Origin of the sequence: Microbacterium sp. NPDC057741 (assembly GCF_042798735.1) — a bacterium.
Taxonomy (GTDB): domain Bacteria; phylum Actinomycetota; class Actinomycetes; order Actinomycetales; family Microbacteriaceae; genus Microbacterium.
Window position 1 is genome coordinate 104,861 of sequence record NZ_JBHVJW010000004.1, and the last position, 22,661, is coordinate 127,521.

The 22,661-nt window shown below is 69.7% G+C and carries 23 protein-coding genes; 8 read left to right on the forward strand and 15 right to left on the reverse strand.

Annotated elements, in window-relative coordinates:
* Positions 1-16: 16 nt before the first annotated feature.
* The 12 genes from ACFVDO_RS13795 to ACFVDO_RS13850 all read right to left on the reverse strand — a co-directional run bounded on the left by ACFVDO_RS13795 (position 17) and on the right by ACFVDO_RS13850 (position 8,896).
* Positions 17-1,105 (reverse strand): hypothetical protein, encoded by a 1,089-nt coding sequence (locus ACFVDO_RS13795; RefSeq protein WP_378856142.1) that lies wholly within the window; start codon positions 1,103-1,105, stop codon positions 17-19.
* Positions 1,099-1,884: a hypothetical protein gene (locus tag ACFVDO_RS13800; RefSeq protein ID WP_378856144.1), complete on the reverse strand. Its 786-nt coding sequence runs from the start codon at positions 1,882-1,884 to the stop codon at positions 1,099-1,101. Before ACFVDO_RS13800 ends, ACFVDO_RS13795 begins: the two co-directional genes overlap by 7 nt.
* Positions 1,881-3,011: a VWA domain-containing protein gene (locus tag ACFVDO_RS13805; RefSeq protein WP_378856146.1), complete on the reverse strand. Its 1,131-nt coding sequence runs from the start codon at positions 3,009-3,011 to the stop codon at positions 1,881-1,883. The genes ACFVDO_RS13800 and ACFVDO_RS13805 overlap by 4 nt, the downstream gene beginning before the upstream one ends.
* Positions 3,008-3,991 (reverse strand): VWA domain-containing protein, encoded by a 984-nt coding sequence (locus ACFVDO_RS13810; protein WP_378856147.1) that lies wholly within the window; start codon positions 3,989-3,991, stop codon positions 3,008-3,010. The genes ACFVDO_RS13805 and ACFVDO_RS13810 overlap by 4 nt, the downstream gene beginning before the upstream one ends.
* Positions 3,982-4,470 (reverse strand): hypothetical protein, encoded by a 489-nt coding sequence (locus ACFVDO_RS13815; RefSeq protein ID WP_378856149.1) that lies wholly within the window; start codon positions 4,468-4,470, stop codon positions 3,982-3,984. The genes ACFVDO_RS13810 and ACFVDO_RS13815 overlap by 10 nt, the downstream gene beginning before the upstream one ends.
* Positions 4,457-5,371 (reverse strand): DUF58 domain-containing protein, encoded by a 915-nt coding sequence (locus ACFVDO_RS13820; protein WP_378856151.1) that lies wholly within the window; start codon positions 5,369-5,371, stop codon positions 4,457-4,459. The genes ACFVDO_RS13815 and ACFVDO_RS13820 overlap by 14 nt, the downstream gene beginning before the upstream one ends.
* 5 nt (positions 5,372-5,376) lie before the next feature.
* Positions 5,377-6,501: an AAA family ATPase gene (locus ACFVDO_RS13825; protein WP_378856153.1), complete on the reverse strand. Its 1,125-nt coding sequence runs from the start codon at positions 6,499-6,501 to the stop codon at positions 5,377-5,379.
* 70 nt (positions 6,502-6,571) lie between these two features.
* Entirely contained in the window at positions 6,572-7,516 is a 945-nt protein-coding gene (locus tag ACFVDO_RS13830; protein ID WP_378856155.1) for a hypothetical protein, read from the reverse strand.
* Between the two features lie 83 nt (positions 7,517-7,599).
* On the reverse strand, positions 7,600-7,905 hold the full coding sequence (locus ACFVDO_RS13835; RefSeq protein ID WP_378856157.1) for a hypothetical protein: 306 nt from the start codon (positions 7,903-7,905) through the stop codon (positions 7,600-7,602).
* Between the two features lie 29 nt (positions 7,906-7,934).
* Complete coding sequence (locus ACFVDO_RS13840) at positions 7,935-8,282, reverse strand: hypothetical protein (RefSeq protein ID WP_378856159.1); 348 nt, start codon at positions 8,280-8,282, stop codon at positions 7,935-7,937.
* Positions 8,283-8,334: 52 nt separating this feature from the next.
* Complete coding sequence (locus tag ACFVDO_RS13845; protein WP_378856161.1) at positions 8,335-8,610, reverse strand: T6SS immunity protein Tdi1 domain-containing protein; 276 nt, start codon at positions 8,608-8,610, stop codon at positions 8,335-8,337.
* The gene (locus ACFVDO_RS13850; protein WP_378856163.1) at positions 8,495-8,896 is read right to left on the reverse strand and encodes a GAD-like domain-containing protein; all 402 of its coding nucleotides are present in this window, start codon (positions 8,894-8,896) and stop codon (positions 8,495-8,497) included. Before ACFVDO_RS13850 ends, ACFVDO_RS13845 begins: the two co-directional genes overlap by 116 nt.
* A gap of 98 nt (positions 8,897-8,994) precedes the next feature.
* Here ACFVDO_RS13850 and ACFVDO_RS13855 point away from each other — a divergent pair, with 98 nt between their 5' ends.
* The 4 genes from ACFVDO_RS13855 (at position 8,995) to ACFVDO_RS13870 (ending at position 15,255) form a co-directional block, all read left to right on the forward strand.
* On the forward strand, positions 8,995-9,993 hold the full coding sequence (locus tag ACFVDO_RS13855) for a DUF2804 domain-containing protein (protein ID WP_378856165.1): 999 nt from the start codon (positions 8,995-8,997) through the stop codon (positions 9,991-9,993).
* Between the two features lie 158 nt (positions 9,994-10,151).
* On the forward strand, positions 10,152-11,531 hold the full coding sequence (locus ACFVDO_RS13860; RefSeq protein WP_378856167.1) for an NAD(P)-binding domain-containing protein: 1,380 nt from the start codon (positions 10,152-10,154) through the stop codon (positions 11,529-11,531).
* 144 nt (positions 11,532-11,675) lie between these two features.
* On the forward strand, positions 11,676-13,829 hold the full coding sequence (locus tag ACFVDO_RS13865; RefSeq protein ID WP_378886868.1) for an adenylate/guanylate cyclase domain-containing protein: 2,154 nt from the start codon (positions 11,676-11,678) through the stop codon (positions 13,827-13,829).
* A gap of 1 nt (position 13,830) precedes the next feature.
* Positions 13,831-15,255 carry a mechanosensitive ion channel domain-containing protein gene (locus ACFVDO_RS13870; protein WP_378856172.1) on the forward strand — a complete coding sequence of 475 codons (1,425 nt, stop codon included), beginning with the start codon at positions 13,831-13,833 and terminating at the stop codon, positions 15,253-15,255.
* Here the strand turns inward: ACFVDO_RS13870 and ACFVDO_RS13875 are convergent.
* On the reverse strand, positions 15,242-15,964 hold the full coding sequence (locus ACFVDO_RS13875) for a Pr6Pr family membrane protein (protein WP_378856174.1): 723 nt from the start codon (positions 15,962-15,964) through the stop codon (positions 15,242-15,244). The two genes, ACFVDO_RS13870 and ACFVDO_RS13875, sit on opposite strands and share 14 nt — an antisense overlap.
* Positions 15,965-16,072: 108 nt before the next feature.
* On the opposite strand from ACFVDO_RS13875, the gene ACFVDO_RS13880 reads away from it, so the two are divergent.
* Both ACFVDO_RS13880 and ACFVDO_RS13885 read left to right on the forward strand, forming a co-directional pair.
* Positions 16,073-17,359: an adenylosuccinate synthase gene (locus ACFVDO_RS13880; protein ID WP_378856176.1), complete on the forward strand. Its 1,287-nt coding sequence runs from the start codon at positions 16,073-16,075 to the stop codon at positions 17,357-17,359.
* Between the two features lie 90 nt (positions 17,360-17,449).
* Complete coding sequence (locus ACFVDO_RS13885; RefSeq protein WP_378856178.1) at positions 17,450-18,550, forward strand: lactonase family protein; 1,101 nt, start codon at positions 17,450-17,452, stop codon at positions 18,548-18,550.
* A 64-nt stretch (positions 18,551-18,614) separates the two neighbouring features.
* On the opposite strand, the gene ACFVDO_RS13890 is transcribed toward ACFVDO_RS13885, so the two are convergent.
* On the reverse strand, positions 18,615-19,709 hold the full coding sequence (locus ACFVDO_RS13890) for a flavin-containing monooxygenase (RefSeq protein ID WP_378856180.1): 1,095 nt from the start codon (positions 19,707-19,709) through the stop codon (positions 18,615-18,617).
* Between the two features lie 69 nt (positions 19,710-19,778).
* Positions 19,779-21,380 (reverse strand): LuxR C-terminal-related transcriptional regulator, encoded by a 1,602-nt coding sequence (locus tag ACFVDO_RS13895; protein ID WP_378856182.1) that lies wholly within the window; start codon positions 21,378-21,380, stop codon positions 19,779-19,781.
* Between the two features lie 125 nt (positions 21,381-21,505).
* Between ACFVDO_RS13895 and ACFVDO_RS13900 the strand changes: the two genes are divergently transcribed.
* Both ACFVDO_RS13900 and ACFVDO_RS13905 read left to right on the forward strand, forming a co-directional pair.
* Positions 21,506-21,808, forward strand: coding sequence for a DUF427 domain-containing protein (locus ACFVDO_RS13900; protein WP_378856184.1), 303 nt, complete (start codon positions 21,506-21,508; stop codon positions 21,806-21,808).
* 9 nt (positions 21,809-21,817) lie between these two features.
* Positions 21,818-22,660 carry an ABC transporter ATP-binding protein gene (locus ACFVDO_RS13905; protein WP_378856186.1) on the forward strand — a complete coding sequence of 281 codons (843 nt, stop codon included), beginning with the start codon at positions 21,818-21,820 and terminating at the stop codon, positions 22,658-22,660.
* Position 22,661: the final 1 nt, after the last annotated feature.

Here is a 22,661-nt window from a genome sequence, read left to right on the forward strand (position 1 = left end):
CCGCGCGTCACGCGAATCAGAAGCCCGGGTACTCCCCGATGCGCTTCTCGAATGCGGCGCGGTCCTTCTCGCTGAGCACCTTCCGGGCGATGATCGTCAGCTGCACACCCTCGACGGGCTCGCCGGTCGCCTGGTGCTTCGCCTCACGGTCGGCCTGTGCTGCGCCGGTCGTGTCCTTCGACGGGTCGAACGCGTCCACGTACAGCATCATCGGATCGGGATAGGCGTCCGAGTACCACTCCCAGGTGTGCTGCTCCTCGACATCGGCCGAGCCGTACAGCTTCGCCACCATGTCTGACGAGATGCCTGATTCCGCCGAGTTCAGTGGGTACAGCGCGTACATGTTGCGCTCGGCGAGCACCTCATCGATCACTGAGGCGACCTGACGCTTGCGGTCGTTGTCGCGCACCGGCTCATTCGTCGTCCACTGCTCGGAGGTGTACTGCTGCAGCATCGACTCGCCGCCGTAGCCGTTGCGCTCGTGCCGGGTGTCCGGCGCTCCGGACTTCTTCCAGGTGTAGCCGAAGTCGTCGGTGAGTCGCGCGCGGATCTCCGCCATCAGCTCGTCCCCGTTCGCCTGCACCTCCTCGAGAGAGGACTGGGACAGCACCTCGGCGTTCGAGGTGCCCTTCACCCCGGGGTACGCCTCCTCGTGCTTCTGCTTGTCGCTCTTCACGCCGTCGTAGGAATGGGTCGCGGATGCCACGACAGCACCCACAGCGCCGACGGTGGCCACATTGAACAGCAGTGCGATGGCGAGAGCGATCGCACCCAGCATGCGGCCCTTCGCGGTCACCAGCGCGGCGATGATGACGCCGGCCACGACGAGCTGCAGCACCACGACCGTGAGCGAGTACACCGGGTCGGCCCCGCCGCCGATCATCGCGCCGAGCAGGATCAGAGCGAACAGGATCGATGCGACCAGCGCCGCCCAGCCCAGCCCGTTCGGCTTCGCCTTCGGAACATCGAGCTGCACGACCTGAGCCGCCGGGGGCTCGGCAGGGGCCGAGTTCGTGCGTCGCGCGCCATGGTAGCCGCCGGGAGGCGGCACAGGCGGTGCACCCTGGTCGCCGCCGAGATAGCGGGAGCGCTGCTCGTCTACCATGGCTTGTCCGTTCCGCTGCCGGAGCCGTCGTCGCCGCCGGAGCCGCCGCCGAGCTGGTCTTCACGGTCCTGCTGCCCCTGGCCGAGCTTGCCCTCGATGTCGTCGAGCTTGCCCTGACCGGGCTGCTCGGTCTTGTCCTCGCCGCCCTGGCCCTGCTGCGGCTGCTGCTGCTCCTGTTGCTGCTGCTTCTGCTGCAGGCGGCCCTTCAGATCGTCGAGCGTGCCGCCCATGTCGCGGCTCGGGTCGGACGACTGCTGCTGCGCCTGCTCGCTGTCGCACTCCTTCGGAGTGTCCACGGTGATCTCGAGCGCCTCGCCGTACAGCTGCGCGGCCTTCGCCGGATCGCCGCCGGCCTGCTCGGCATCGCCCATCCGCTCCACGACGATCGCGAGGTTGATCCGCACATCGCAGACCTCGAGGCCGTGCGCGAGCTTCAGCGCGTCCTCGAGCTCGGTGCGGGCCTTCGGCAGCTCATCGGCGCCCGCGAGAGCAGTGCCGGCGTTGAACGGCGCCTTGTACGGCTCGAACACGTTCCACCACGACTGGCCGTGCGCGGCCGACTCCGACCCCGCGTAGTCGCCCGCAACATAGGCGCTGACCGACTGGTGCGCGAAGGCGTACATGCTGAGCAGCTTCGCCACCAGCACGAGCCCGGCGATCACGAACGGGATGCTGCAGATCGCGATCCAACGGCGGATGCGGCGTCGCCGCCGGTTCGCGGCGAGGAGAGCGGATGCCGGGTCGGTCTGCGCGGGGGGACGTTCGAGCACGGAGGTCATCGGGCACCCCCTTCAGCCCCGGGTCCTGAGCGAGGAGCGCCCTTCGTCTCGTCGCTGCGCTCCTCGCTCAGGGGCCGAGCCCCGGGTCCTGAGCGCCCTTCGTCTCGCTTCGCTCGCTCAGGACCCGCGACCCAGCGAGACGAAGGGCGTGCCTCAGACACCGCGAGACCCCGCATCCGGGTCACGAGCATCGTCGCGCGGGCGAGTTCGACGCCGAGCAGCAGCACGATGACGAGGGCGAAGATCCAGTACAGCTCGGTGACGTCGCCGACCTCGCCGGACTCGGCGTAGTCGGTCGTCGTCTTCGGGGCCTCGGGCAGCGTGATCTTCGCATCCGCGGTGCGGTGCTCGTAGGTCACGCCGAGCTGGTCGGCGATCTTCTCGAGGCTCTTCTCGTCGATCACCGAGTGCGCCTTCTCGCCCTGGTACTCGATGTAGCCCGAGTTCGTGGTGCCGCGGCCGGTGGTGATCTTCATCGCCCCGCCATCCTTCGTGCCGTACCCCAGCACGGCACCGGCGTCGACGTACTTCTGCGCGGTGCCGAAGGACTCCGGCTCGTTCTGCGACGTCTGCTCGCCGTCACCCAGGTAAAACACCATCCGGGCGCGATCCGGCGCTGCCTTCGCGGCCGACTGAAGGGTCTTCGCGAGCAGCTCGTTCGCGACGCCGATCGAGCTGCCGCGGGACTGCGCGGTGACCTCGGGGCGCAGCACGTCGAGCGAGGAGAGCAGCGCCGTGGCATCCGTGGTCAGCGGCAGGCGCAGCTGCGCCGTCGCATCGAAGGTGATCAGCGCGAAACGCGCGCCGGGGTACTCGTCGATGATCTTCTGCACGTCGGCGCGCACCCCGTCGAGCCGCGGCTTGCCGCCGTCCCAGTCCTCGGCGACGATGCTGGCCGTGGTGTCCACGGCGATCACGACGTCGGTGTCGGTGGCGAGGGTCTGCGAACTGCCGCCGGGGATGCCGGGGCGCAGCAGCATCGCGAAGGCGGCGAGCAGCATCAGCATGCGCAGCGCCCAGATCCAGCGCGGGCCTCTGGACTTGACCAGCGCCCACACGATCGCCGCGGCGACCGGTGCGCACAGCAGCACCAGCAGCAGCGGGTTCAGGACGGGCTGGAGGATCACAGTCTCACCACCCAGAGCAGCACCAGGAAGCCGAGCACCGCGATGAGGAGCAGAGCGATCCACAGGTTCGGGGCATCGGCCCAGACCACTTGGGCCTGTCCGCGCAGCGCGGCGGCATCCTGCTTCTGGATCTGCGCGACGATGTCGGCGACCGTCGTCGTCTCGCGCAGCCCGTACGCCTGGCCGCCGGTCGCCTGCGCTGCCTTCGTCAGCCCGGCACTGGTCTGCTTCTTCGCGTCGCCGACCGGGTCGATCGCGAACACCTTGACCTTCTGCGAGGCAGCGTATGCGGATGCCTCGTCCAGAGTCAGGATCTGCGCGCCGTTCACCTCGTTGTCGGTGGCGAGGATCACCGAGCGACTGCGCTCGTCGTCGAGATGGTCGAACCGCATCGTGCAGGCGGCGAGACCGTCGCCGATCAGCGAGGCGCCTGGCCCGTTCAGAGTGCCGACCCAGTGATCGGGGGTGTCGGTCTGGTAGTCGAAGCCCTTGCGCACCTCGGCCAGCTGCTCGCGGATGAACGCGTAGTCGTCGGTGAGGGGGAAGACCTGCACCGGCGAGCTGTTGAAGATGGTCAGTCCGATGCGCTCGCCCTTGAACCCGTCGAGCAGGTTGTCGAACACGTCGATCACCTCGCGGTCGACGTCGGTCATCGAGCCCGACACGTCGAGGCAGAGCACGATGTCGCGGCTGGTGTTGACCGGCTGGATCGTCTGCGCCGCCATCGGCCGCGCCGCCACGACACCACCGAGCAGGGCCGCGATCAGACCGAGGCCCAGGATGCCGGTGAGCGCGGTGATCCGCCGGCGCACGGCGGTGCGGAACGACGGCAGCCTGCGCAGGCGCTCGGCGCGCGAGACCAGGGCGCCCTCGCCGTCGCCGATGCGGCCTCGGCGCAGGCCGAGCAGCACGCCGATCCCGACGGCCAGCACGATGATGACGGCCGCGACGATGATCATCCAGCTGTTCGCTAGTGCCATGACGTCACCACCTTGCGGGCCGCCTCGGCTCCGGCGACCGGGTCGATCGGGCGGCCGCGCTGGAAGATGCTCGGGTAGTAGTGCCGGCGCAGCGCGTCGATGAGGGCGGGATGCACGCCGCGGTGCTCCAGGTCGTCGAGCGACAGCACCGGCGCCTCCAGCCCGGAGTACTCGTTCACGAAGGCGCGGACGGTGCGACTGAGCTCGAGGTTGGCCGTGTGCGGATCCATATTCCGCGAGCGGTATGCATCCTCGATCTGCTGGATGCGGCCGAGGTAGTCGGTCCGCAGGGCGCCCAGCACGTCGACGAACAGCGGGGCGGATGCCGGGGCGCCGGCGATCGTCAGGCTGCGCTTCGGCCTGGTGACGGCGATCACGAGCCATGCGCCGAGCGCGATCACCACGAGCACGGCGACGGCCAGCAGGATCCAGCCCCAGCCGTACTGCGCCGGAGGATACAGGTCGTCAGAGGCGGGCATGCGACCTCCGGTTCAGCATCCGCAGCAGCGCGGGAACAGCGGAGTCCTGACCCTCGATCTCGGTGTGGCTGATCTCCAGGCGGCGCAGCATCTCGTCGCGGCGGGCGATGTCGGCGGCCTCCTGCGCGGCCAGCTCGGCCATGATCTCGGGGTCGCCGTGCGCGAAGTCCGGCACGCGCCAGCTGGTGTCCACGTCGCGCCGCCCGCCCCCGGACCCTGAGCGAGCGAAGCGAGACGAAGGGTGGGCGTGCAGCACCGGATCGGCATCGCGCAGCGTCACCCACAGCACGTCGTGCTGCACCTTCAGCCGGCGCAGCATCCGCTCGGTCTCGTCGGTGGTGGGCTGCTCGTCGGTGACGATCACCATGATCATGCGGCGCGAGATGGTGCGCGCGACGTAGCCGAGCAGCCCGTCGCGGTCGTTCGGCGCGCTGCTCGCGCCGACGGAGCGCTGAATACGCCGCAGGGCGTGCTCGAGGCCGCCCTCGGTTCCGCTCGGCGCGATGCGCTGGATGCCGGATGCGTCGCCGTGCACCATCGAGAAGTCGTCGCCGTGACGCACGGTGAGGATGCCCAGCGCACCGGCGACGAGCACGGCCAGCTCCGACTTCGGTCGCTCGTCCTCGGCGAGGGCCCTCATGCCGCGCCCGGTGTCGACCACGAACAGCACCGTGTGCATGCGCGTGGCCTTCGTGCGCTTGACCAGGGGCTCGTTGTGCTTGGCCGTCGCGCGCCAGTCGATGTCGCGCACCTGATCGCCGTACTCGTACGGACGCAGGTCCTCGAAGTCGAGGCTGCGGCCGCGCAGCAGCGACGCGTACGCGCCGTCGAGCGCGTGCATCGACTTCTTCGAGGAGTGGATGAAGAGCTTGCTCTTCACCTGCGTGATCAGGCTGGCCATGCGGGTCAGGGCGTCGGCACCGCGGCGAAGATCTGGTCGATGATCTCCTCGCTGCGCACGCCCTCGGCGTCGGCCTCGAACGTCAGCAGCACGCGGTGCCGCAGCACCAGATGACGCAGTTCGCGGACGTCCTCGGGAAGCACGTGGGCACGACCGTTCAGCAGTGCGAGTGCGCGGGATGCCTGCAGGAAGGCGATGCTCGCACGCGGGCTCGCGCCGTACTTGATGTATCGGGCGCGCTCCTCGCCGATGTACGGTGCGGGGTTCCTGGTGACGTACGCGAGCTGCACGATGTAGTTGCGGATCGACGGGTCGACGTAGATGCGGGCGGCCGTCTCCTGCAGCATCCGCACGTCGTCGAGGCTGATCGCGCCGGGGACGTGCCGGTCGGGGTCGAGCACGCCGGAGTCGATGCGGCCGAGGATCTCGAACTCCTCGGCCGGGCTCGGGTACTCCACGATCTCCTTGAGCAGGAAGCGGTCCATCTGCGCCTCGGGCAGCTCGTAGGTGCCCTCCTGCTCGATCGGGTTCTGCGTGGCGATCACGAGGAACGGCCGGGGGAGCGGATGCATCTCCCCGCCGATCGTGGTCTGCCGCTCCTGCATCGCCTCGAGCATGGCCGACTGGGTCTTCGCACTCGAGCGGTTGATCTCGTCGAGCAGCACGAAGTTCGCGTGCACCGGACCGAGCACCGTGCGGAAGGTGCCCGAGGAAGCGTCGTAGATCTGGTTTCCGGTGATGTCACCGGGCAGCAGGTCGGGGGTGCACTGGATGCGTTTGAAGCTGGCCTTCACCGTGTCGGCGAGGGTGCTCGCCGCGGTGGTCTTGGCGAGGCCCGGCACGCTCTCGAGCAGGATGTGCCCGCCCGCGATCAGCGCGATCAGCAGGCTGGTGCGCAGGCGCTCCTGGCCGACCATCTTGACCCCGTACGAGTCGGAGATGACGCGGATGATCTCGCGCGCCTGCGCGATGTCGACGTCGGCTCCGGCGCCCTGCGGGGTCGCCTGGGGAGCGGGTGCCGCTGCGGGCGCCGAGGGCGTCGGGGAACTCGGCACGGAAGAGATCGGCGGTGCGGGCGGCGGCGGGGGCGCGGCGGACGCCCCGCCTGCGGCGGGGAAGGATTCGGTCATCGTCGGTCTCCTCACAGCGGGCCATGCGGCGGCCCCGCTACAGGGTAGTCGCCGCGGCTCGGAGCGCGGTTCAGGTGGGGATGTCCTTGCGGCGCATCTCGATCGCGTCGCCCTCGGTGCCGTCTGAGTACTCCGCGCGCACGAGTGCGTTCCCTGGGATGAGGTCCAGCACGGATCGTCCGATGTCGATGGTTGCGCGGCCGGCGGCGTCGAACGTCACCGTCCCCGCATCCTTCCAGCCGTACTTCACGTCGGCCGTCGAACCCGGCTGACCGGTGATCGACAGCGTGTAGCTCTGGAGCACCTCGATGCCGAGCCAGTTCTCGCCGCGGTTCTCCTTGATGAGGGGGAAGGCGAGCGGCGCGGGCGCCGCCGGTGTGGCGGGCGCAGACGGCCTGGGCTTCGGCGCCGACGGTGCCGAGGGCCTCGGCACGGGCTTCGGTGCTGGAGCCGGGGCCTGCGTCACGGGCGGCTCCGAGGGTTCTGCCTGTGCCGGCGGCACCACGGGCGCCGCGGTCGGTGTCGGTGTGGTGGTCGGCGGCGCCGTTCGGACCGGCACCGGCCCGCCGCGTTCCCCGGGGAGCACGGAGTCGGACGGTGCGGAGATCGACGCCTGGTCACGAGCGACGGGTGCCGGTTCGCCGTCGCCGCTCACGATCGCGATCGTGCCCACGACGATGCCGATGACGACGATCGCGCCTCCTGCGAAGGCGAGCGCGCGGAGGGGCAGTCTCCTCTCGTTGCGGACGCGCGCGACCTGCGGCGACATCGGCAACGGCACGGTCGGCGTCTCGGCCACCGGCGCGGCAGGAGGCACGGGAGGCCGCGGTGGGACCGGCGGAACTGTTCCGGCGGGCTCGACGGGCGTGAGATCGACGGGCGCGGGTGGCGCCGGCAGCTCGTGCGCGGGCAGATTCAGCGCGTCGGGCAGCACGACGGCGTCGTCGGAGGGCGCTACGTCGGGGGCTTCGTAGCTGCTGCGGTACATCAGGGTCACCGATCGGTTCGGGTGCACGGCCGGTGGGGAGGCGGCCGTTGGATCACCCTACCCGGCATCCGCCTGACAGCCTCCAGGACGTCGGGCGTCGGGACCGACGCTCAGCGCCAGTTGTACGTGAACATCCAGCGCAGCGCGTCGAGCGCGTCGGGCCCGAGTTCAGGATGCCGGACGGCGATGATCTGCTGCGCCTCTCGGCCGCCCTCGGAGAGGGACTTGGCCGGCCAGTCGATCGTGAGAGCCATCAGCTCGTCGACCACGGCACGCACGCGATTCAGCAGAACCGCCTCGTCGATGCCGTGCGCGGATGCCACAGGACCGACGGCCTCCTCGTCGGATCGCGGAAAGGACGAACGGCCCTTTCCGAGGTAGGCGACGATCGCCTCGTCCAGCGCCTGATCCTCCATGCTCAGCCCAGCTCCATCGTCATCCGAACCTAGCCGAGTCGCTCGCCGTAGGCGGCTGCGAAGGCCGCGAGGTATTCCGGCCCCAGCCGCAGCCTCGCGTATCCGTCGATGGCGTCGAGCGCTGCACGCACTTCGGCTCGGGTGCCGCAGAGCGTCAGTCGCTGCCCGAGCACCCTCGCCACGGAGTCGTCGCCCACGGCGATCGAGAAACCCCAGTTGCCTCGGCCGTAGTCGTCGTAGTGGCCGCGCACGCTGAACGCGTCATAGAGCACGAACCCGAGTTCGCCCTCCGACGTCCTTCGGGCCTGAGAGGTGGCCGGGCGCCGTTCGATGACCAGTTCGAGCACGTCGTCCACAGTCAAGTCGTCATGCGGCATCCCCGCACCTCCCCGGTTCGCATCATCCGTCGTATCACCGTGGCGTGGAGCGTCAGTGGCCGATGGCGCCCTGCAGGTCGACGGCGACCTGGATGGCGGGGATGGTGTCGCGCTTGTGCAGGTTCTCGACCTTCGCCGAGCCGCCCATGGACAGCAGCGGGACGAAGATGAACGACTGGTCATAGGGCAGTTCGCCGTGCGCGGCGACGGCCTCAGGAAAGATGTCCCACTTCAACGTGCGCGACAAGGTCTGCGCGGTCCCCACCGCGACCAGGAGCAGGAAGGTCTTCAGCGACCCGAGTCCGACGGTGTCCCCGAGGCGGTACATGATGCCGACCGCCCCCGGGTGGCTGGGCTCCCAGGTGATCAGATCTCCAAGACCGGTGACCATGATCGGGATCGCGATGCCGTCGCCCTGGGTCTTGCCGATGCAGTCCCCGACCTCGGCCTCGTAGAGCTTCGGGTCGATGATCCGCAGGAATCCCCGCGCCGAAGGTTCCGTACCCGTAGGTCTCCCAGATCTCCACGAGCTCATCCGGGACGCGACCGCGGTACTCGTCGATGATCTCCGCCGGTACCGGCGCGTGCGGGACGAAGTCAGCGATCTCCACCATGATCCGAACCTAGCCGAGTTCGCCGTCCTCGCCATGGGCAGAACGACCCATTCGGCCGCTCCAGTAGGGTGATCGCACCCCGAGAGAGAGTCGTCCCCATGCCTGCAGAGCGCGAGCTCACCGTTCCCGTCCCTCTGACGCTGCCGAACGGCCGGCTCAACCCGGACGCGGTCGGCTGGGCGCGGCATCCGCTGGTCGACACCGCGGGGATCGGCCGCGGGCGAGGCCGGAACAAGCGCTGGGAGTACTGGAACATCGCGACGCCGACGCATGTCGTCGGTCTGACGGTCTCGTCGATCGACTACGCCGCGGTGCACGAGGTGTGGGTGTGGGACCGCCTGACGGATCAGACCTGGCACCGGTCGGTCACGAACATCCCGTCGCGCGGCGTGCGGCTGCCGGCACGGCTCGAGGCAGGGCCGAGCAGAGCACGGGCGAAGGACCTCGAGATCGACATCGACGAGACGGATGCCGGCACCCGGCTGTGCGCGCGGATCCCCGGCGCCGAGATCGACGTGGTGGCGGCGCTCCCCGACGGGCACGAGCGACTCGCGGTCGTCGTGCCATGGAGCGACACCAGGTTCCAGTCCACGGTCAAGGACGTCGCGCGCCCGGCATCCGGCATCCTCGTCCTCGACGGCGTGGAGCACGAGCTGCCGCAGGGTGCGTCGTGGGCCGTGCTCGATCACGGCCGCGGGCGCTGGCCCTACGACGTGCGCTGGAACTGGGGCGCAGGTTCGGGGGTCTCGCACGGCCGCACGATCGGCATCCAGGTCGGCGGGCAGTGGACCGACGGCACCGGGTCGACCGAGAACGCATTCGTGATCGACGGCAGGCTGCACAAGATCAGCGACGAACTGCACTGGGACTACGACATCGCCGACTGGCGCCGCCCCTGGCGGATCACCGGCGGCGGACTGGATGCCTCATTCACGCCTGTCCACGACAAGGTCACCCGCACCGACCTCGGCATCCTGGCGTCGTCCACAGACCAGTGCTTCGGCGACTGGGCGGGCACATTCCGCACCGCGAGCGGCGATCAGATCGCCTTCGACGGCATCTTCGGGTGGGCCGAGGACGTGCACAACCGCTGGTGACTCGGGCCCGTCACGGGCGCACACTCCTCCTGATACGGTCGAAGGACAGCCGCTTCCGCGGGCCGGTCGAGCACGATGCTCCCGGTGCCCGGCGGAGCCCTGTTCCGCCGAACGGTCGCGGCTGCGATTCATACATGACGCAAGAAGAGGACTGATACGTGACGAGCAGAGAACGAGTAGCGATCATCGGCGCCGGCCCCTCGGGCATGGCGCAGCTGCGGGCCTTCGAGTCCGCGGCCCGTGACGGGGCTGAGATCCCGGACGTGGTGTGCTTCGAGAAGCAGGCCGACTGGGGCGGCCAGTGGAACTTCACCTGGCGCACCGGACTGGACGAGTTCGGCGAGCCGGTGCACTCCAGCATGTACCGCAACCTGTGGTCGAACGGACCGAAGGAGGCGCTCGAGTTCGCCGACTACTCCTTCGACGAGCACTTCGGCCGCCCGATCTCGTCGTACCCGCCGCGCCCCGTGCTGTGGGACTACATCGCCGGACGCCTGGACAAGACCACGGTGCGCGACCGCATCCGCTTCCAGACGATCGTGCGCTGGGTCGAGTACGACGCCGACCGCGAGGTGTTCACCCTGACCAGTGAGCACCTGCCCACCGGTGAATCCACCACCTCGGAGTTCGACCGGGTGATCATCGCCAGCGGCCACTTCTCGTTCCCGAACGTGCCGGACTTCCCCGGTATCGAGACCTTCCCCGGCTACCTCAGTCACGCCCACGACTTCCGCGGGGCCGAGGGCTTCGCGGACCGCGACGTGCTGGTCATCGGGGGCAGCTACTCGGCGGAGGACATCGGCAGCCAGGCGTTCAAGATGGGTGCGCGCTCGGTGACGGCGAGCTACCGCTCCGCACCCATGGGGTACGACTGGCCGGACGGCTTCGAGGAGCGTCCGGTCGTCGAGCACTTCGACGGCAGCACCGTGCACTTCGCCGACGGCTCGTTGAAGGACTTCGACGCCGTCATCCTCTGCACGGGCTACCTGCACAAGTACCCGTTCCTGCCCGACGACCTGTCGCTCACGTCGCCGAACAACGTGTACCCCGAGGGTTTGCACCGCGGCGTGGTGTGGCAGCAGAACCCGCGCCTGGCCTACCTGGGCGCCCAGGACCAGTGGTTCACCTTCAACATGTTCGACGTGCAGGCCTGGTACGTGCGCGACCTCATCCTGGGCCGGATCGAGCTGCCGGATGCCGCGGAGCGCGCAGCGTCGATCGCGGAATGGCGTCGGCGCTTCGAGGCGATCGGGACCGCGGCGGACGAGATCCGCTTCCAGGCCGACTACGTGCGCGACCTGATGCAGAGCACCGACTACCCCGAGTTCGACATCGACCGCGTGGTGGAGATCTTCCTGGAGTGGAAGCACGACAAGAAGGCCGACATCATGGGCTACCGCGACCGGGCGTACCGCTCGGTGATGACCGGGACGATGGCCGTCGAGCACCACACGCCGTGGCTGCAGGAGCTCGACGACTCGCTCGCGCGCTACCTGTCGACACCGGCCGACGACCGCGAGGGGCTGCTCGCCGTCTGAGCACGGAGGCCGTTCCCGCACGAGCGATGCGGGAGCGGCATCCGGCCGCCGGAACTCGATCTCGCTCTTCCCCTCGGTTTCGGTATACCGATAGCGTCATGATCGGGGGGTGATCGTGACGACCCCTCGGACGGGGGGATCACGGTGGCCGACGCTACCCAGGTGACGGAGGAACGGGCGAGGACGAAGCGCAGGAGGCGCGGCGGACTCAGCATCCAGTCGAAGCTGCTCATCATGCTGCTGGGGGTGAGCCTGGTGTCGTCGGTGATCGTCGGCGCCGTGGGATTCATCAACGGCCGGCAATCGCTGCATGAATCGGCGATCGACCAGCTCACCACCATCCGCGAGATGCGCAGCTACGAGATGGTCACCGCGATCGAGGATGCCAAGCGCAGCGCCGCGCTGAACTCCCGCAACCTCAGCGCGCAGAACGCCTCGAAGGCGATCAACGCGGGCTTCGACGATCTGCAGGGCCGGGAGCTCGACGCCGCCCAGGCCGACGCGCTCGAGGCCTATCACCGAGACGTCTTCATCCCTGAGCTGGAGAAGCGCTCCACCGACGAGTACGGCGACGCCGCCTTCATCCCCTCATCGAACGCCGGCAGGTGGCTGCAGGCCCACTACTCCCTCAAGAACGAGGACTTCGACAAGGACTACGACCAGGTCCTCCGCGCGAACGACGCCGGCGACGGCACGGCGTACTCGGCCGCAGCCGAGCGGTACGGCGACTACTTCGCGCGCCTCGTCGAGCAGGCCGGCTATGAGGACGTGCTGCTGCTGAACCTGGACGGCGACGTCGTGTTCTCGGCGTACAAGGGCGTCGACCTCGGCACCAACCTCAACGACGGCCCCTACGAGGAGAGCGCGCTGGCCGGCGCCTACCGCAAGGCGGTCGCCACGAACTCGGTCAACACCACGGAGCTGACCGACTTCGAGCGCTGGATCCCCTCGCTCGACATCCCCACCATGTGGGTGCTGTCCCCGATCGGCAACGACTCCGGCATCACCGGCGTGCTCGCCATGCAGCTGCCGCTGTCGTTCGTGAACGACGTCATGACAGGCGATGAGAACTGGAAGGGACAGGGGCTCGGCGACACCGGTGAGGTGTACCTCGTCGGTAGGGACGACCTGATGCGCAGCAACTCGCGCGCGCTCGTCCAGCACCCGAAGGAGTACGCCCAGAAGGTGATCGACGCAGGCACCCCGCCGCGGACGGCCAAGCGAGTCGTCGAAGTCGGCGGCACGGTCCTGCTGCAGCCGGCGAAGGCCGAGAGTGTGGAGAGAGCACAGCGTGGCAAGGAGGGCACCCTCGTCGGCCCCGGCTATCTCAGCGGCGACACGGTCGTCAGCTACGGACCGCTCGATGTCCCCGACCTGGACTGGGTCGTGATCGCACGCATCGACGCCGATGAGGCGTTCGCGCCGACCGCGGACTTCACCCGCACGGTGCTGATCTGGCTGCTGGGCATCATGCTCGCGGTGGCCCTGCTCTCGCTGCTGCTCGCCCAGGTGTTCACCAGGCCCGTGCACAGGCTCGTGGGGGCAGTCAACAGAGTGGCCGAGGGCGACCTCGACGTGCAGGTGCCGCAGGGGTCGCGCGACGAGTTCGGCGACCTCGGCAGCGCCTTCAACGACATGGCCTCCAGCCTGCGGATCAAGCAGCAGCTGATCGACGAGCAGCGCTCCGAGAACGAGAAGCTCATGCACACCCTCATGCCGGAGAGTGTCGCGGCGAAGTACCGCAACGGCGAAGAGGCGATCTCCGAGGCGCACGACAACGTGTCGGTGGTGTTCGCCGAGCTCGTCGGATTCGACGAATATGCCACCGACCTCTCGCCGGAGGACGAGGTCGCCCAGCTGAACGTGCTCATGCGCGGGTTCGACGAGGCCGCCGAGAAGGCAGGCGTCGAGAAGGTGCGCACCCTGCACGAGGGGTACCTGGCATCCTCCGGTCTGATCGTGCCGCGCGTCGACAACGTGCGGCGCTCGGTGGAGTTCGCACGCAGTCTGCTCGGCGTGATCGAGCGGTTCAACGCCCAGAACGGGGCGGAGGTCGCGCTGCGGGTCGGTGTGGACACCGGAACGGTGACCAGCGGTCTCGTCGCGAGGACCACGCTCGCCTACGACCTCTGGGGTGACGCGGTGAACCTCGCCTACCGGGTGCGTTCGGTGACCGGCGAGCCGGGCATCTACGTCAGCCAGGATGTGCGCGACCGCACGCAGGAGCTGTTCTCCTACGTCGAGGCCGGCACGGTCGACGTCAAGGGCCGGCCCGAGACCGTGTGGAAGGTGGCCTGACATGGCTGAGGCGTTCGCCGACGGCTGGGCGTGGTGGGTGATCGGGATCGCGATCGGCTTCCCCATCCTGCTCGTCGGCATCACCGAACTGCTCGGGGCCCTGCGCCGGCGCAACAGCCCGCTCGCCGGCCCGGTCGCGATTCTGCGCAACTGGGTCATCCCCGCCGGGGCGCTGCTGGCGCTGCTCGTGTTCGCGATCCGGTCGCCCGCCGATCAGGTCTGGGTGCGCGTGGTCGCCACCGTGTTCGGTTTCCTGCTGATCCTGCTGGTGCTGTCCGCGTTCAACGTCGTGCTGTTCGCGAACGCCTCGGAGGGTTCATGGCGCAAGCGCATCCCGACGATCTTCATCGAGATCGCGCGCCTGGTGCTCGTCGTGGTGGGCCTTGCGATCCTGTTCGCGTGGGTGTGGGATGCTGACGTCGGCGGGCTCTTCGCGGCGCTCGGGGTGACCTCCATCGTCATCGGCCTGGCCCTGCAGAACGCCGTCGGCGGTGTGATCTCGGGCCTGCTGCTGCTGTTCGAGCAGCCCTTCAAGATCGGCGACCACCTCGACACCGGCGGCGCGAGGGGCCGGGTCACCGAGGTGAACTGGCGTGCTGTGCACATCGACACCGGCTCCGGCATCCAGATCGTGCCGAACTCCACGCTGTCCGGGGCTTCGTTCACCAACCTGAGCGAGCCGGAGGGACCCTTCGCGGCGACCGCCGACGTGTCGTTCACAACGGACGACCCGCCGCACGAGGTGGTCGCGCTGCTGGTCGACGTGGCCGAGGGGCTGCCGCTGCGGCTGCAGCGCGAACGGGTGTCGGTGGAGTACTCGGGCAAGGGGGCGTACTCGGTGTCGATCCCCGTGGCATCCCCCGCCGACGCCTCGCGAGCGCTCACCGTGTACCTCTCCTGGCTCTGGTACGCCGCGCGCCGGCGCGGGCTCGCGCTCGACGGCGATTCGACCGATCCGATCGCCGAGCCGGCGCGACTGGATGCCGCGATCGAAGACCTCGCGCCGATGCTGCACCTCGCCGACGAGGACCGCGACCTGCTGCGCACGACGTCACGACTGCAGCGGTACGGCGCCGGCGAGACCGTGCTGGGCAGCGGTGTCGTGCCCGATGAGGTGCAGTTCATCGTGGAGGGCAGGGTGACCCTCTCGCTTGAGGTGCAGGGCAGCCGGCTGGACTTCGCCGGCGCCGAGCGCGGCGACCTGATCGGCCACACCGCCCTGACCCGACAGCGCAGTCAGGCGGTCACCACGGCCGCGGGCATGCTCACGGTCCTGACCGTGCCGCTCGAGACCGTGGACGCCCTGGTGCGAGCCCGGCCCCGGCTGGCAGCCGAGATCGGCGAATCGCTCGACATGAGACGGGAGCAGGCCGACGCGGCGCTCGGCGAGCTGGGGCTGACCCGCAGCATGCTCACCGACCGGTGAGCGCGGCATCCTCGACGGCCGGTACGACGGATGCCGCGCGCCGCCGCCCGATCCACAGCACTCCGGCCGCGACGATGATGATCGCGATCGCGATGCCGACGACGTAGCCGGCCACGCCGAGGTAGCCGCCGGGCACGTGGTGCGGGTTCAGGAACGGATACGGGTACCACCACGGATCCCCTGTGGCGGGCGCGGTGATGAAGTTCGCGCGGAGCAGCGTGTAGACGACCCACACGATCGGGAACGCGGCCACGATCCACAGCGACGACCACGGCAGTGCCCGTGGGCGCGGTGCGAACAGCACGTCGGCGAGCAGGAACAGCGGCGTGATCACGTGCAGAACCTCGTTCGACCACCACACCGTCGACCCCTGATCCAGGGCGATGCCGCGCAGCAGGACGTTGTAGACGATGCCGGTCACGATCATGTAGGTCGAGACGCACAGCAGCAGCGTGGCCAGCCATCGCGGCACGGATCCGGCCGCGTGGCGCAGCATCCACACGGCGGCGATCGTCAGCGCGACAACCGCGCCGACGTTCGACAGGATCGTGAAGAAGCTGAAGAAGTTCCAGATCACGGTGGACAGGTGGGCGGCCCAGGGATCGGATGCCGCGAGCGCACGCTCGACGGTGCGGATCAGCTGCGCGATGATGGCGGCCGCGGTCAGCGCGGCGGCGGCCAGTCGGGCCCACGGCCACCATGTCGTCATGGCGAAACTGTAGCGCGGGGCCCGCCCGGTAGGATGGAAAAGCCCGCTCAGGGCCAGCTCATCGGCCGGTGCAAGCCCGGCGAACAGCGAAATCCAGGGGGTCCACCCATGCCAGGACTAGTAATCGTCGGCGTCCAGTGGGGCGATGAGGGCAAGGGCAAGGCGACTGACCTGCTCGGCGAGCGCACCGACTGGGTGGTGAAGTTCAACGGCGGCAACAACGCCGGTCACACCGTCGTCGTCGGCGACGAGAAGTACGCCCTGCACCTGCTGCCCTCCGGCATCCTGACTCCGGGTGTGACGCCCGTGATCGGAAACGGCGTGGTCGTCGACCTCGAAGTGCTCTTCAGCGAGCTCGAGGCGCTCTCGGCCCGTGGTGTCGACGTCTCGAAGCTCAAGGTCAGCGCGAACGCGCATCTCATCACGCAGTACCACCGCACCCTCGACAAGGTCACCGAGCGCTTCCTCGGCAAGCGCAACATCGGCACCACCGGCCGCGGCATCGGCCCGGCCTACGCCGACAAGATCAACCGTGTCGGCATCCGCGTGCAGGACCTCTTCGACGAGAACATCCTGCGGCAGAAGGTCGAGGGCGCCCTCGACCAGAAGAACCACCTGCTGGTGAAGGTCTTCAACCGCCGCGCCATCACCTGCGACGAGATCGTCGACGAGCTGCTGGGCTACGCCGAGCGGCTGCGTCCGATGGTCGCCGACACCGGCCACCTGATCGCCGAGGCCCTCGGTCGGGGCGAGGTCGTGGTGTTCGAGGGCGGTCAGGCCACCATGCTCGACGTCGACCACGGCACCTACCCGTTCGTGACCTCGTCGACCGCGACGGCCGCGGGTGCGGCCGCCGGTTCGGGTGTGGGGCCGAACAGCCTCGATCGCATCGTCGGCATCGTCAAGGCGTACACGACCCGCGTCGGCTCCGGTCCGTTCCCGACCGAGCTCAACGACGAGATGGGCGAGTGGCTGCGCAAGACGGGCTTCGAGTACGGCACGACCACCGGTCGTCTGCGCCGCACCGGCTGGTACGACGCGCCGATCACCCGATACGCGACGCGCGTGAACGGCATCACCGACCTGGTTCTCACCAAGCTCGACGTGCTCACCGGCCTGGATCAGATCCCGGTCTGCGTCGCCTACGACGTGGACGGTGTCCGCTTCGACGACGTGCCGGTGAACCAGACCGATTTCCACCACGCGAAGCCGATCTACCAGAGCTTCCCGGGCTGGAAGGAAGACATCTCCACCGCTCGCCGGTTCGAGGATCTGCCGCAGAACGCGCAGGACTACGTGCTGGCGCTCGAGAAGATGAGCAACACGCGCATCTCGGTGATCGGCGTCGGCCCGGAGCGCGACGAGGTCATCGTCCGCCACGACCTGCTCGACTGAGCTCCGCGCGACGAGTGCGCCGGTCGCCCACATGCGTGACCGGTGCACTCGGCGACGAGCGGTGCGCTCGGCGACAGAGAGGATGACCGCATGACGCGGTTCTGGCTCGGCGGCTACGGCCCCGACATGGACGGGGATGCCGCAGGCATCGGCCTGCTCGCGGGCGACGAGGCGCGCCCGCAGACGACCCTGGCCTACCGCGGCACGGTCGCGCCGGCGGGGTCGCCGTCGTGGCTGGCGCAGCATCCGTCTCTCGACGTCGTGTACGCGGCGCTGGAGGGATCCGGCGAGGTCGCGGCCTTCGTGCGCTCCGGGGAGTCGGCGCTGCGCCCGCTGGGCGCGCCGGTGCCCGCCGGCTCCGCCGTCTGCCACCTGGCCGTCTCGCCCGACGGCCGGTACCTCGTCGCCAGCTGCTACGGCGACGGCAAGGTGGTGCGCATCGGGCTGGACGCCGAGGGACGTCTGGTTCCCGATGCCGCGGACAAGGCCGCAGCGCTGCGGGCGGCGCTGTTCGGAGATGACCCTCACACTCCCGGGGCCGAGCCGGGGCAGGCATCCGACCCGTACCCGACCCCCACCGGCACCGATCCGCGGGTCTCGCATGCGCACGCCGCGGTGTTCCTGCGCGACGGGCGGATCGCGACGACGGACCTCGGCTTCGACCTGGTGCGCATCTGGCGACCGGGTGCGACGGGGCTGCAGCTCGATCACGAGGTCGTGCTGCCACGCGGCTCGGGCCCGCGGCACATGGTCGCGCACCCCAGCGGCCATCTGCACGTGGTGACCGAGTACTCCTGCGAGGTGTTCACGCTGGCCGCCGACCGCGAGGGCCGCTGGGGTCTCGTGTCGGGAGTGGTCGTCTCGGCGATCGCGACGCCCGGTCACGACTACCCGGCCGAGCTCGCGCGATCGCGCGACGGTGAGACGCTCTACACGGCGCTGCGCGGCAGCAACACGATCGCCGCTCTCCGCGTGCGCGGCGGTGGTGAGATCGTCGAGCCGCTCGCGCTCGCCGATTCGGGAGTGGACTGGCCTCGGCACCACCTCGTGCACGAGGGCGCGCTGCTGGTCGCAGGGCAGCGGTCCGACACGGTCTCGGTGCTCGATCTCGACGAGCGCACGGGCGCTCCGCGCGACATCCGGCACACCGCTCCAGCTCCCGCGCCGACCTGTTTCGTGCTGGTGCGCTGACCGCCGGGCGCACCGCGCCCGCATCCGCGACGCGACATTCCCCGATCCGTATCGCGGACCAGCGTCACGCCGCCGCGAGGGCGGCGGGCTGCGCGGCGAACAGCCGATCCATGACGTAGGCGGCGTCTCGGCCCATCCCCATCAGGGTGGGCGATGCCGCCGAGTACTGGAACGGCAGTCCGACGAACGCGAGGCCCGGCACGGCCGTCACCATGCCGCGCGCGTGTGCCGGCCGGCCGTTCGGGCCGAATGCGGCGGGAATCTCCAGCCACTCCAGCACCGGCAGCGATCCGGTGCACCACACGACGGTCGCAGGGTCCAGCACCGAGCCGTCCTCGAGAACGGGTCGACCCTCCGACGCCCCGGCGACCCGTCCGACTCGTCGCACGCCCTTCCGTTCGAGGTCCGACTCGTGGTTGCGCACCAGGTTCACACCGTGGCCCTGATGCTCCTGCATGAACCGCCTGCCCTTCTCCGTGTCGATCGTGGTGTTTCGCAGCCGGCGGATGAAGATGCTCGAGATGAGGTTGCCGATCGGGGTGTCGATGCGTCCGGGGACCTGCCCGGGGTTGCGTCCGGCGACAGTCGTCGGGTGCCCCGCCGCGGCGGCCTCCAGGGCGATGTCCGTTCCCGAGTTCGCCGCGCCGACCACCAGCACCGGTCCGTCGGCGAGGTCCTCCGGCCCCCGATAGTCGAGGGAGTGCAGCTGCCGGATGCTCGGATCCAGGTCCGTCGCGAACGGCGGCGTGATGGGCCGATGGTGGGCTCCCGCCGCGACGATCACGCGGGCGGCAGTGACCTCCCGACCGTCGGACAGCGCGAGGCAGAAGCCCCCGCTGTCGTTCGTCAGCCGGGTGACGCGCGTCGATGTGCGCACCGGCAGGTCGGATGCTGCCGCGTACCGCTCCAGGTAGTCGGCGAGCTGGGCGCCGGTCGGATAGTCGAAGAAGCCGATGTCGAGCGGCATCCCAGGCAGCTTCGCCCAGCGTCGCGGCGTGAACAGGCGCAGCGACCGGTAGCGCTCCCGCCAGCTGTCTCCGACGCGCGGATGGTCGTCGTACACCTCGAAGGCGATGCCGCGTTCGTGAGCGAGGGCAGCGGCGTGCAGGCCGGCAGCGCCGGCTCCGATGATGGCCAGATCGAGCGTTGTGGTGGACATGATCTCCTCCTTTCCGCTGACGCTACGCACGCGGCATCCGGCCGGCATCGGCAGAAATGACCAATCGGGTCAGGAGGGGGAGACCAGGCCGTGCTCGAACGCGTAGGCCGTCGCCGCGGAGCGGCTCGGCACGCCGAGCTTCGCGAGGATGTTGCCGACGTGACGTGCGACCGTGCGCTCGCTGAGGAAGAGACGTTCGGCGATGCGCCGGTTCGACCACCCGTGCGCGACGAGGTCGAGCACTTCACGTTCCCGCGGGCTCAGGCCGCGAACAGGAGCGGTGCTGCCGGCGGCCGCGGCGATCCGCTCCAGCCGGGCCAGGTCGGGGATCGCGCCGAGGGCGTCCAGCACCGTGCGGGCAGCGTCGAACTCGAGCTGCGCGCCCTCCTCGTCGCCGGCATCGCGAGCGGCGCGGCCGAGCGCCATGCGGGCCAGCGCGGCCTCGTAGGGGGCATCCAGTCGCCGCCACGCCGCCCATGCCGCGCGCAGCGGAGTCTGCGCATCCGCTCCCGCCGCGAGGGCGACGAGACCGTCGGCGTGCGAGGCGAGCGCCCGCAGGTAGAGCAGGTCACCGCCCGCGGCCAGCGACCGCAGCTCGTCGGCGGCAGCCGCCGCATCCGCCTGCCTGCGACGGTCCAGCGCGACGAGCACGGCGGCCGCGAGCAGCTCGGCGCGCACCGCCGGTTCCCGCGCCGCCCCGCGGGCGCGATCGAGTCCCGCCCACGCGGTCTCGAGCTCGCCCGCATCGCGGTGCACGAGTGCGAGTCCCGGCTGCACCTCGCGGCCGAGGGCGGCGGCCCGGCGGTAGGCGTCACGGGCAGGTTCCGCCCGGCCGGCGACCCGGTGCAGCTCGCCGAGCCGGTACCAGGCGTTGCCGAGGGTGTCCTTCCGCTCCTCCGTTCGGCAGACGCCGTCTGCCGCGTCCAGGGCGGCGGCCCACTCGCCGCCGAACTGCATCACGGTGGCCGTGTGCAGGGTGCACTCCCCGCGGAACGGCTCGAGCCCTCGCTGAGCGTCGCACCAGTCGCCCAGGTCCCTGGTCCACACCCTGGCCCGCTCGATGTCACCGCGGGCGAGCAGACTCGCGATCACCGCGCAGTACGCCGGGCCCGCGCCCCGGTCGCTGACATGTCCCGTACCGATCAGCAGCATGACCCGGTCCATGCAGGAGACGCCCTCATCGATGCGTCCGGTCTGCATGAGCGCCCGGCCCTCGCCCATCACGGCGAGCACCTCCACGTCGGGATCGACGCCGGCGGCGCTCCGACCGGCCGTGCGGTACAGAGCGGCTGATTCCGCAGTCTCGCCCCGCAGGTAGACCGACTGCGCCCGGCACAGCGCGGCGAAGGCGTCCGCCCGCGCGTCGCCGGCGAAGCGCTCGCAGAGGTCGAACAGGCGCGCCATCCAGCCCCTGGCCTTCACCGCATCCCCGTGCTCGCCGAGCGTGAATCCGAGCCAGAACGCGCACCGCACGGCGTCGGGGCCCGATCCGTCGTCGAGGAAGCGCACCAGGGCGCGCTCCCAGGCGCGCTCGCAGACGTCGTCACGGCCGGTGAACCAGGCCGCCTGACCGAGTTCGTCCAGCTCTCGCGCGTCGAGGGAGGCCTCGTTCGCGATGAGGGAGTCGAAACGCCCGGTCCAGTCGATGACCGGGGTCTCCCGGATGGCCATGCACAAAGTATCCGCGCCGCCGGATGCCGGGGCAACGGATGGCGCGTTTCTCACGGTTCCGTGGGAAACCGGGCCGGATGTCGGCGGCAGACTCTAGGCTCGGAGCAGATCCCGGAGGAGGCCTGATGAAGGCAGTGTTCGCAGGAACCGTGCTCGCCGAAGCCGACGAGTCCGAGGTGGTGCAGATCGAGGGCAACTACTACTTTCCGCCCTCCACCGTGCACCCGGCGGCGCTCGTCGAGAGCCCCACGCCGCACACCTCCCCCGAGAACGGCGTCCGTCAGTACTACTCGGTGATCGTCGACGACGAGAAGCACGAGGACCTCGCCTGGAGCTACCCCGAGCCGCACTCGTCGGCACTAGAGAAGGTGGGCACCGACTTCTCGGGCTACGTCGCCTTCAGCCCCGAGGTGGAGGTGCGCTCCTAGGGGCCGCCCATGATCGAGTTCCGATCGGTTTCGAAGACCTTCCCCGACGGCACCTCCGCCGTGCGGGACTTCAGTCTGCAGATCCCTGCCCGCAAGACCACCGTGTTCGTCGGGTCGTCCGGCTGCGGCAAGACCACGCTGCTGCGCATGATCAATCGCATGGTCGAGCCCAGTTCGGGTGATGTGCAGATCGACGGCGAGAGCGTGCTCACCGGCGACCCCGTCGCCCTGCGCCGTCGCATCGGGTACGTGCTGCAGAACTCCGGCCTGATGCCGCACTTCACCGTGATCGACAACGTCTCGACCGTGCTGCGCATCACCGGCGTCGGCCGCACCGAGGCGCACGCCAGGGCGCGCGAGCTGCTCGACACGGTCGGCCTGGCGCAGTCGCTCGCCGGCCGCTACCCCGCCCAGCTGTCCGGCGGGCAGCAGCAGCGCGTCGGGGTCGCCCGCGCGCTCGCCGCCGATCCCAACATCCTGCTCATGGACGAGCCGTTCGGCGCCGTCGACCCGATCGTGCGCGCGGATCTGCAGCAGGAGCTGCTGCGCCTGCAGCGCGAGCTCGGCAAGACGGTCGTGTTCGTCACGCACGACATCGACGAGGCGTTCCTGCTCGGCGACCAGGTCGTCATCCTCGACGTGGGCGCGCGCATCGTGCAGCGCGGCACGCCCAGCGAGATCATCGAGAACCCGGCCGACGACTTCGTCACCGCATTCATCGGCGGCGACCGCGGCAAGCGCGCGCTGCGGTTGAAGCAGACGCCGCGCGGAACGGTCGTCGTCGACGAGTTCGGGCGCACCCAGGGATCGATCATCCCGGATGCCGCAGCACCGGTGGTCGAAGGCGGCTGAC

Excerpts from the sequence above, each read along its gene's own strand:
- ACFVDO_RS13870 (WP_378856172.1), top strand. The coding sequence starts at position 13,831 with ATGGCTGAGGCGTTCGCCGACGGCTGGGCGTGGTGGGTGATCGGGATC.
- ACFVDO_RS13905 (WP_378856186.1), top strand. The coding sequence starts at position 21,818 with ATGATCGAGTTCCGATCGGTTTCGAAGACCTTCCCCGACGGCACCTCC.
- ACFVDO_RS13850 (WP_378856163.1), bottom strand. The coding sequence starts at position 8,896 with ATGGTGGAGATCGCTGACTTCGTCCCGCACGCGCCGGTACCGGCGGAG.
- ACFVDO_RS13890 (WP_378856180.1), bottom strand. The coding sequence starts at position 19,709 with ATGTCCACCACAACGCTCGATCTGGCCATCATCGGAGCCGGCGCTGCC.
- ACFVDO_RS13895 (WP_378856182.1), bottom strand. The coding sequence starts at position 21,380 with ATGGCCATCCGGGAGACCCCGGTCATCGACTGGACCGGGCGTTTCGAC.
- ACFVDO_RS13835 (WP_378856157.1), bottom strand. The coding sequence starts at position 7,905 with ATGGAGGATCAGGCGCTGGACGAGGCGATCGTCGCCTACCTCGGAAAG.
- ACFVDO_RS13810 (WP_378856147.1), bottom strand. The coding sequence starts at position 3,991 with ATGGCACTAGCGAACAGCTGGATGATCATCGTCGCGGCCGTCATCATC.
- ACFVDO_RS13840 (WP_378856159.1), bottom strand. The coding sequence starts at position 8,282 with ATGCCGCATGACGACTTGACTGTGGACGACGTGCTCGAACTGGTCATC.
- ACFVDO_RS13885 (WP_378856178.1), top strand. The coding sequence starts at position 17,450 with ATGACGCGGTTCTGGCTCGGCGGCTACGGCCCCGACATGGACGGGGAT.
- ACFVDO_RS13855 (WP_378856165.1), top strand. The coding sequence starts at position 8,995 with ATGCCTGCAGAGCGCGAGCTCACCGTTCCCGTCCCTCTGACGCTGCCG.
- ACFVDO_RS13795 (WP_378856142.1), bottom strand. The coding sequence starts at position 1,105 with ATGGTAGACGAGCAGCGCTCCCGCTATCTCGGCGGCGACCAGGGTGCA.
- ACFVDO_RS13820 (WP_378856151.1), bottom strand. The coding sequence starts at position 5,371 with ATGGCCAGCCTGATCACGCAGGTGAAGAGCAAGCTCTTCATCCACTCC.
- ACFVDO_RS13815 (WP_378856149.1), bottom strand. The coding sequence starts at position 4,470 with ATGCCCGCCTCTGACGACCTGTATCCTCCGGCGCAGTACGGCTGGGGC.
- ACFVDO_RS13880 (WP_378856176.1), top strand. The coding sequence starts at position 16,073 with ATGCCAGGACTAGTAATCGTCGGCGTCCAGTGGGGCGATGAGGGCAAG.
- ACFVDO_RS13875 (WP_378856174.1), bottom strand. The coding sequence starts at position 15,964 with ATGACGACATGGTGGCCGTGGGCCCGACTGGCCGCCGCCGCGCTGACC.
- ACFVDO_RS13845 (WP_378856161.1), bottom strand. The coding sequence starts at position 8,610 with ATGTACCGCCTCGGGGACACCGTCGGACTCGGGTCGCTGAAGACCTTC.
- ACFVDO_RS13800 (WP_378856144.1), bottom strand. The coding sequence starts at position 1,884 with ATGACCTCCGTGCTCGAACGTCCCCCCGCGCAGACCGACCCGGCATCC.
- ACFVDO_RS13825 (WP_378856153.1), bottom strand. The coding sequence starts at position 6,501 with ATGACCGAATCCTTCCCCGCCGCAGGCGGGGCGTCCGCCGCGCCCCCG.
- ACFVDO_RS13900 (WP_378856184.1), top strand. The coding sequence starts at position 21,506 with ATGAAGGCAGTGTTCGCAGGAACCGTGCTCGCCGAAGCCGACGAGTCC.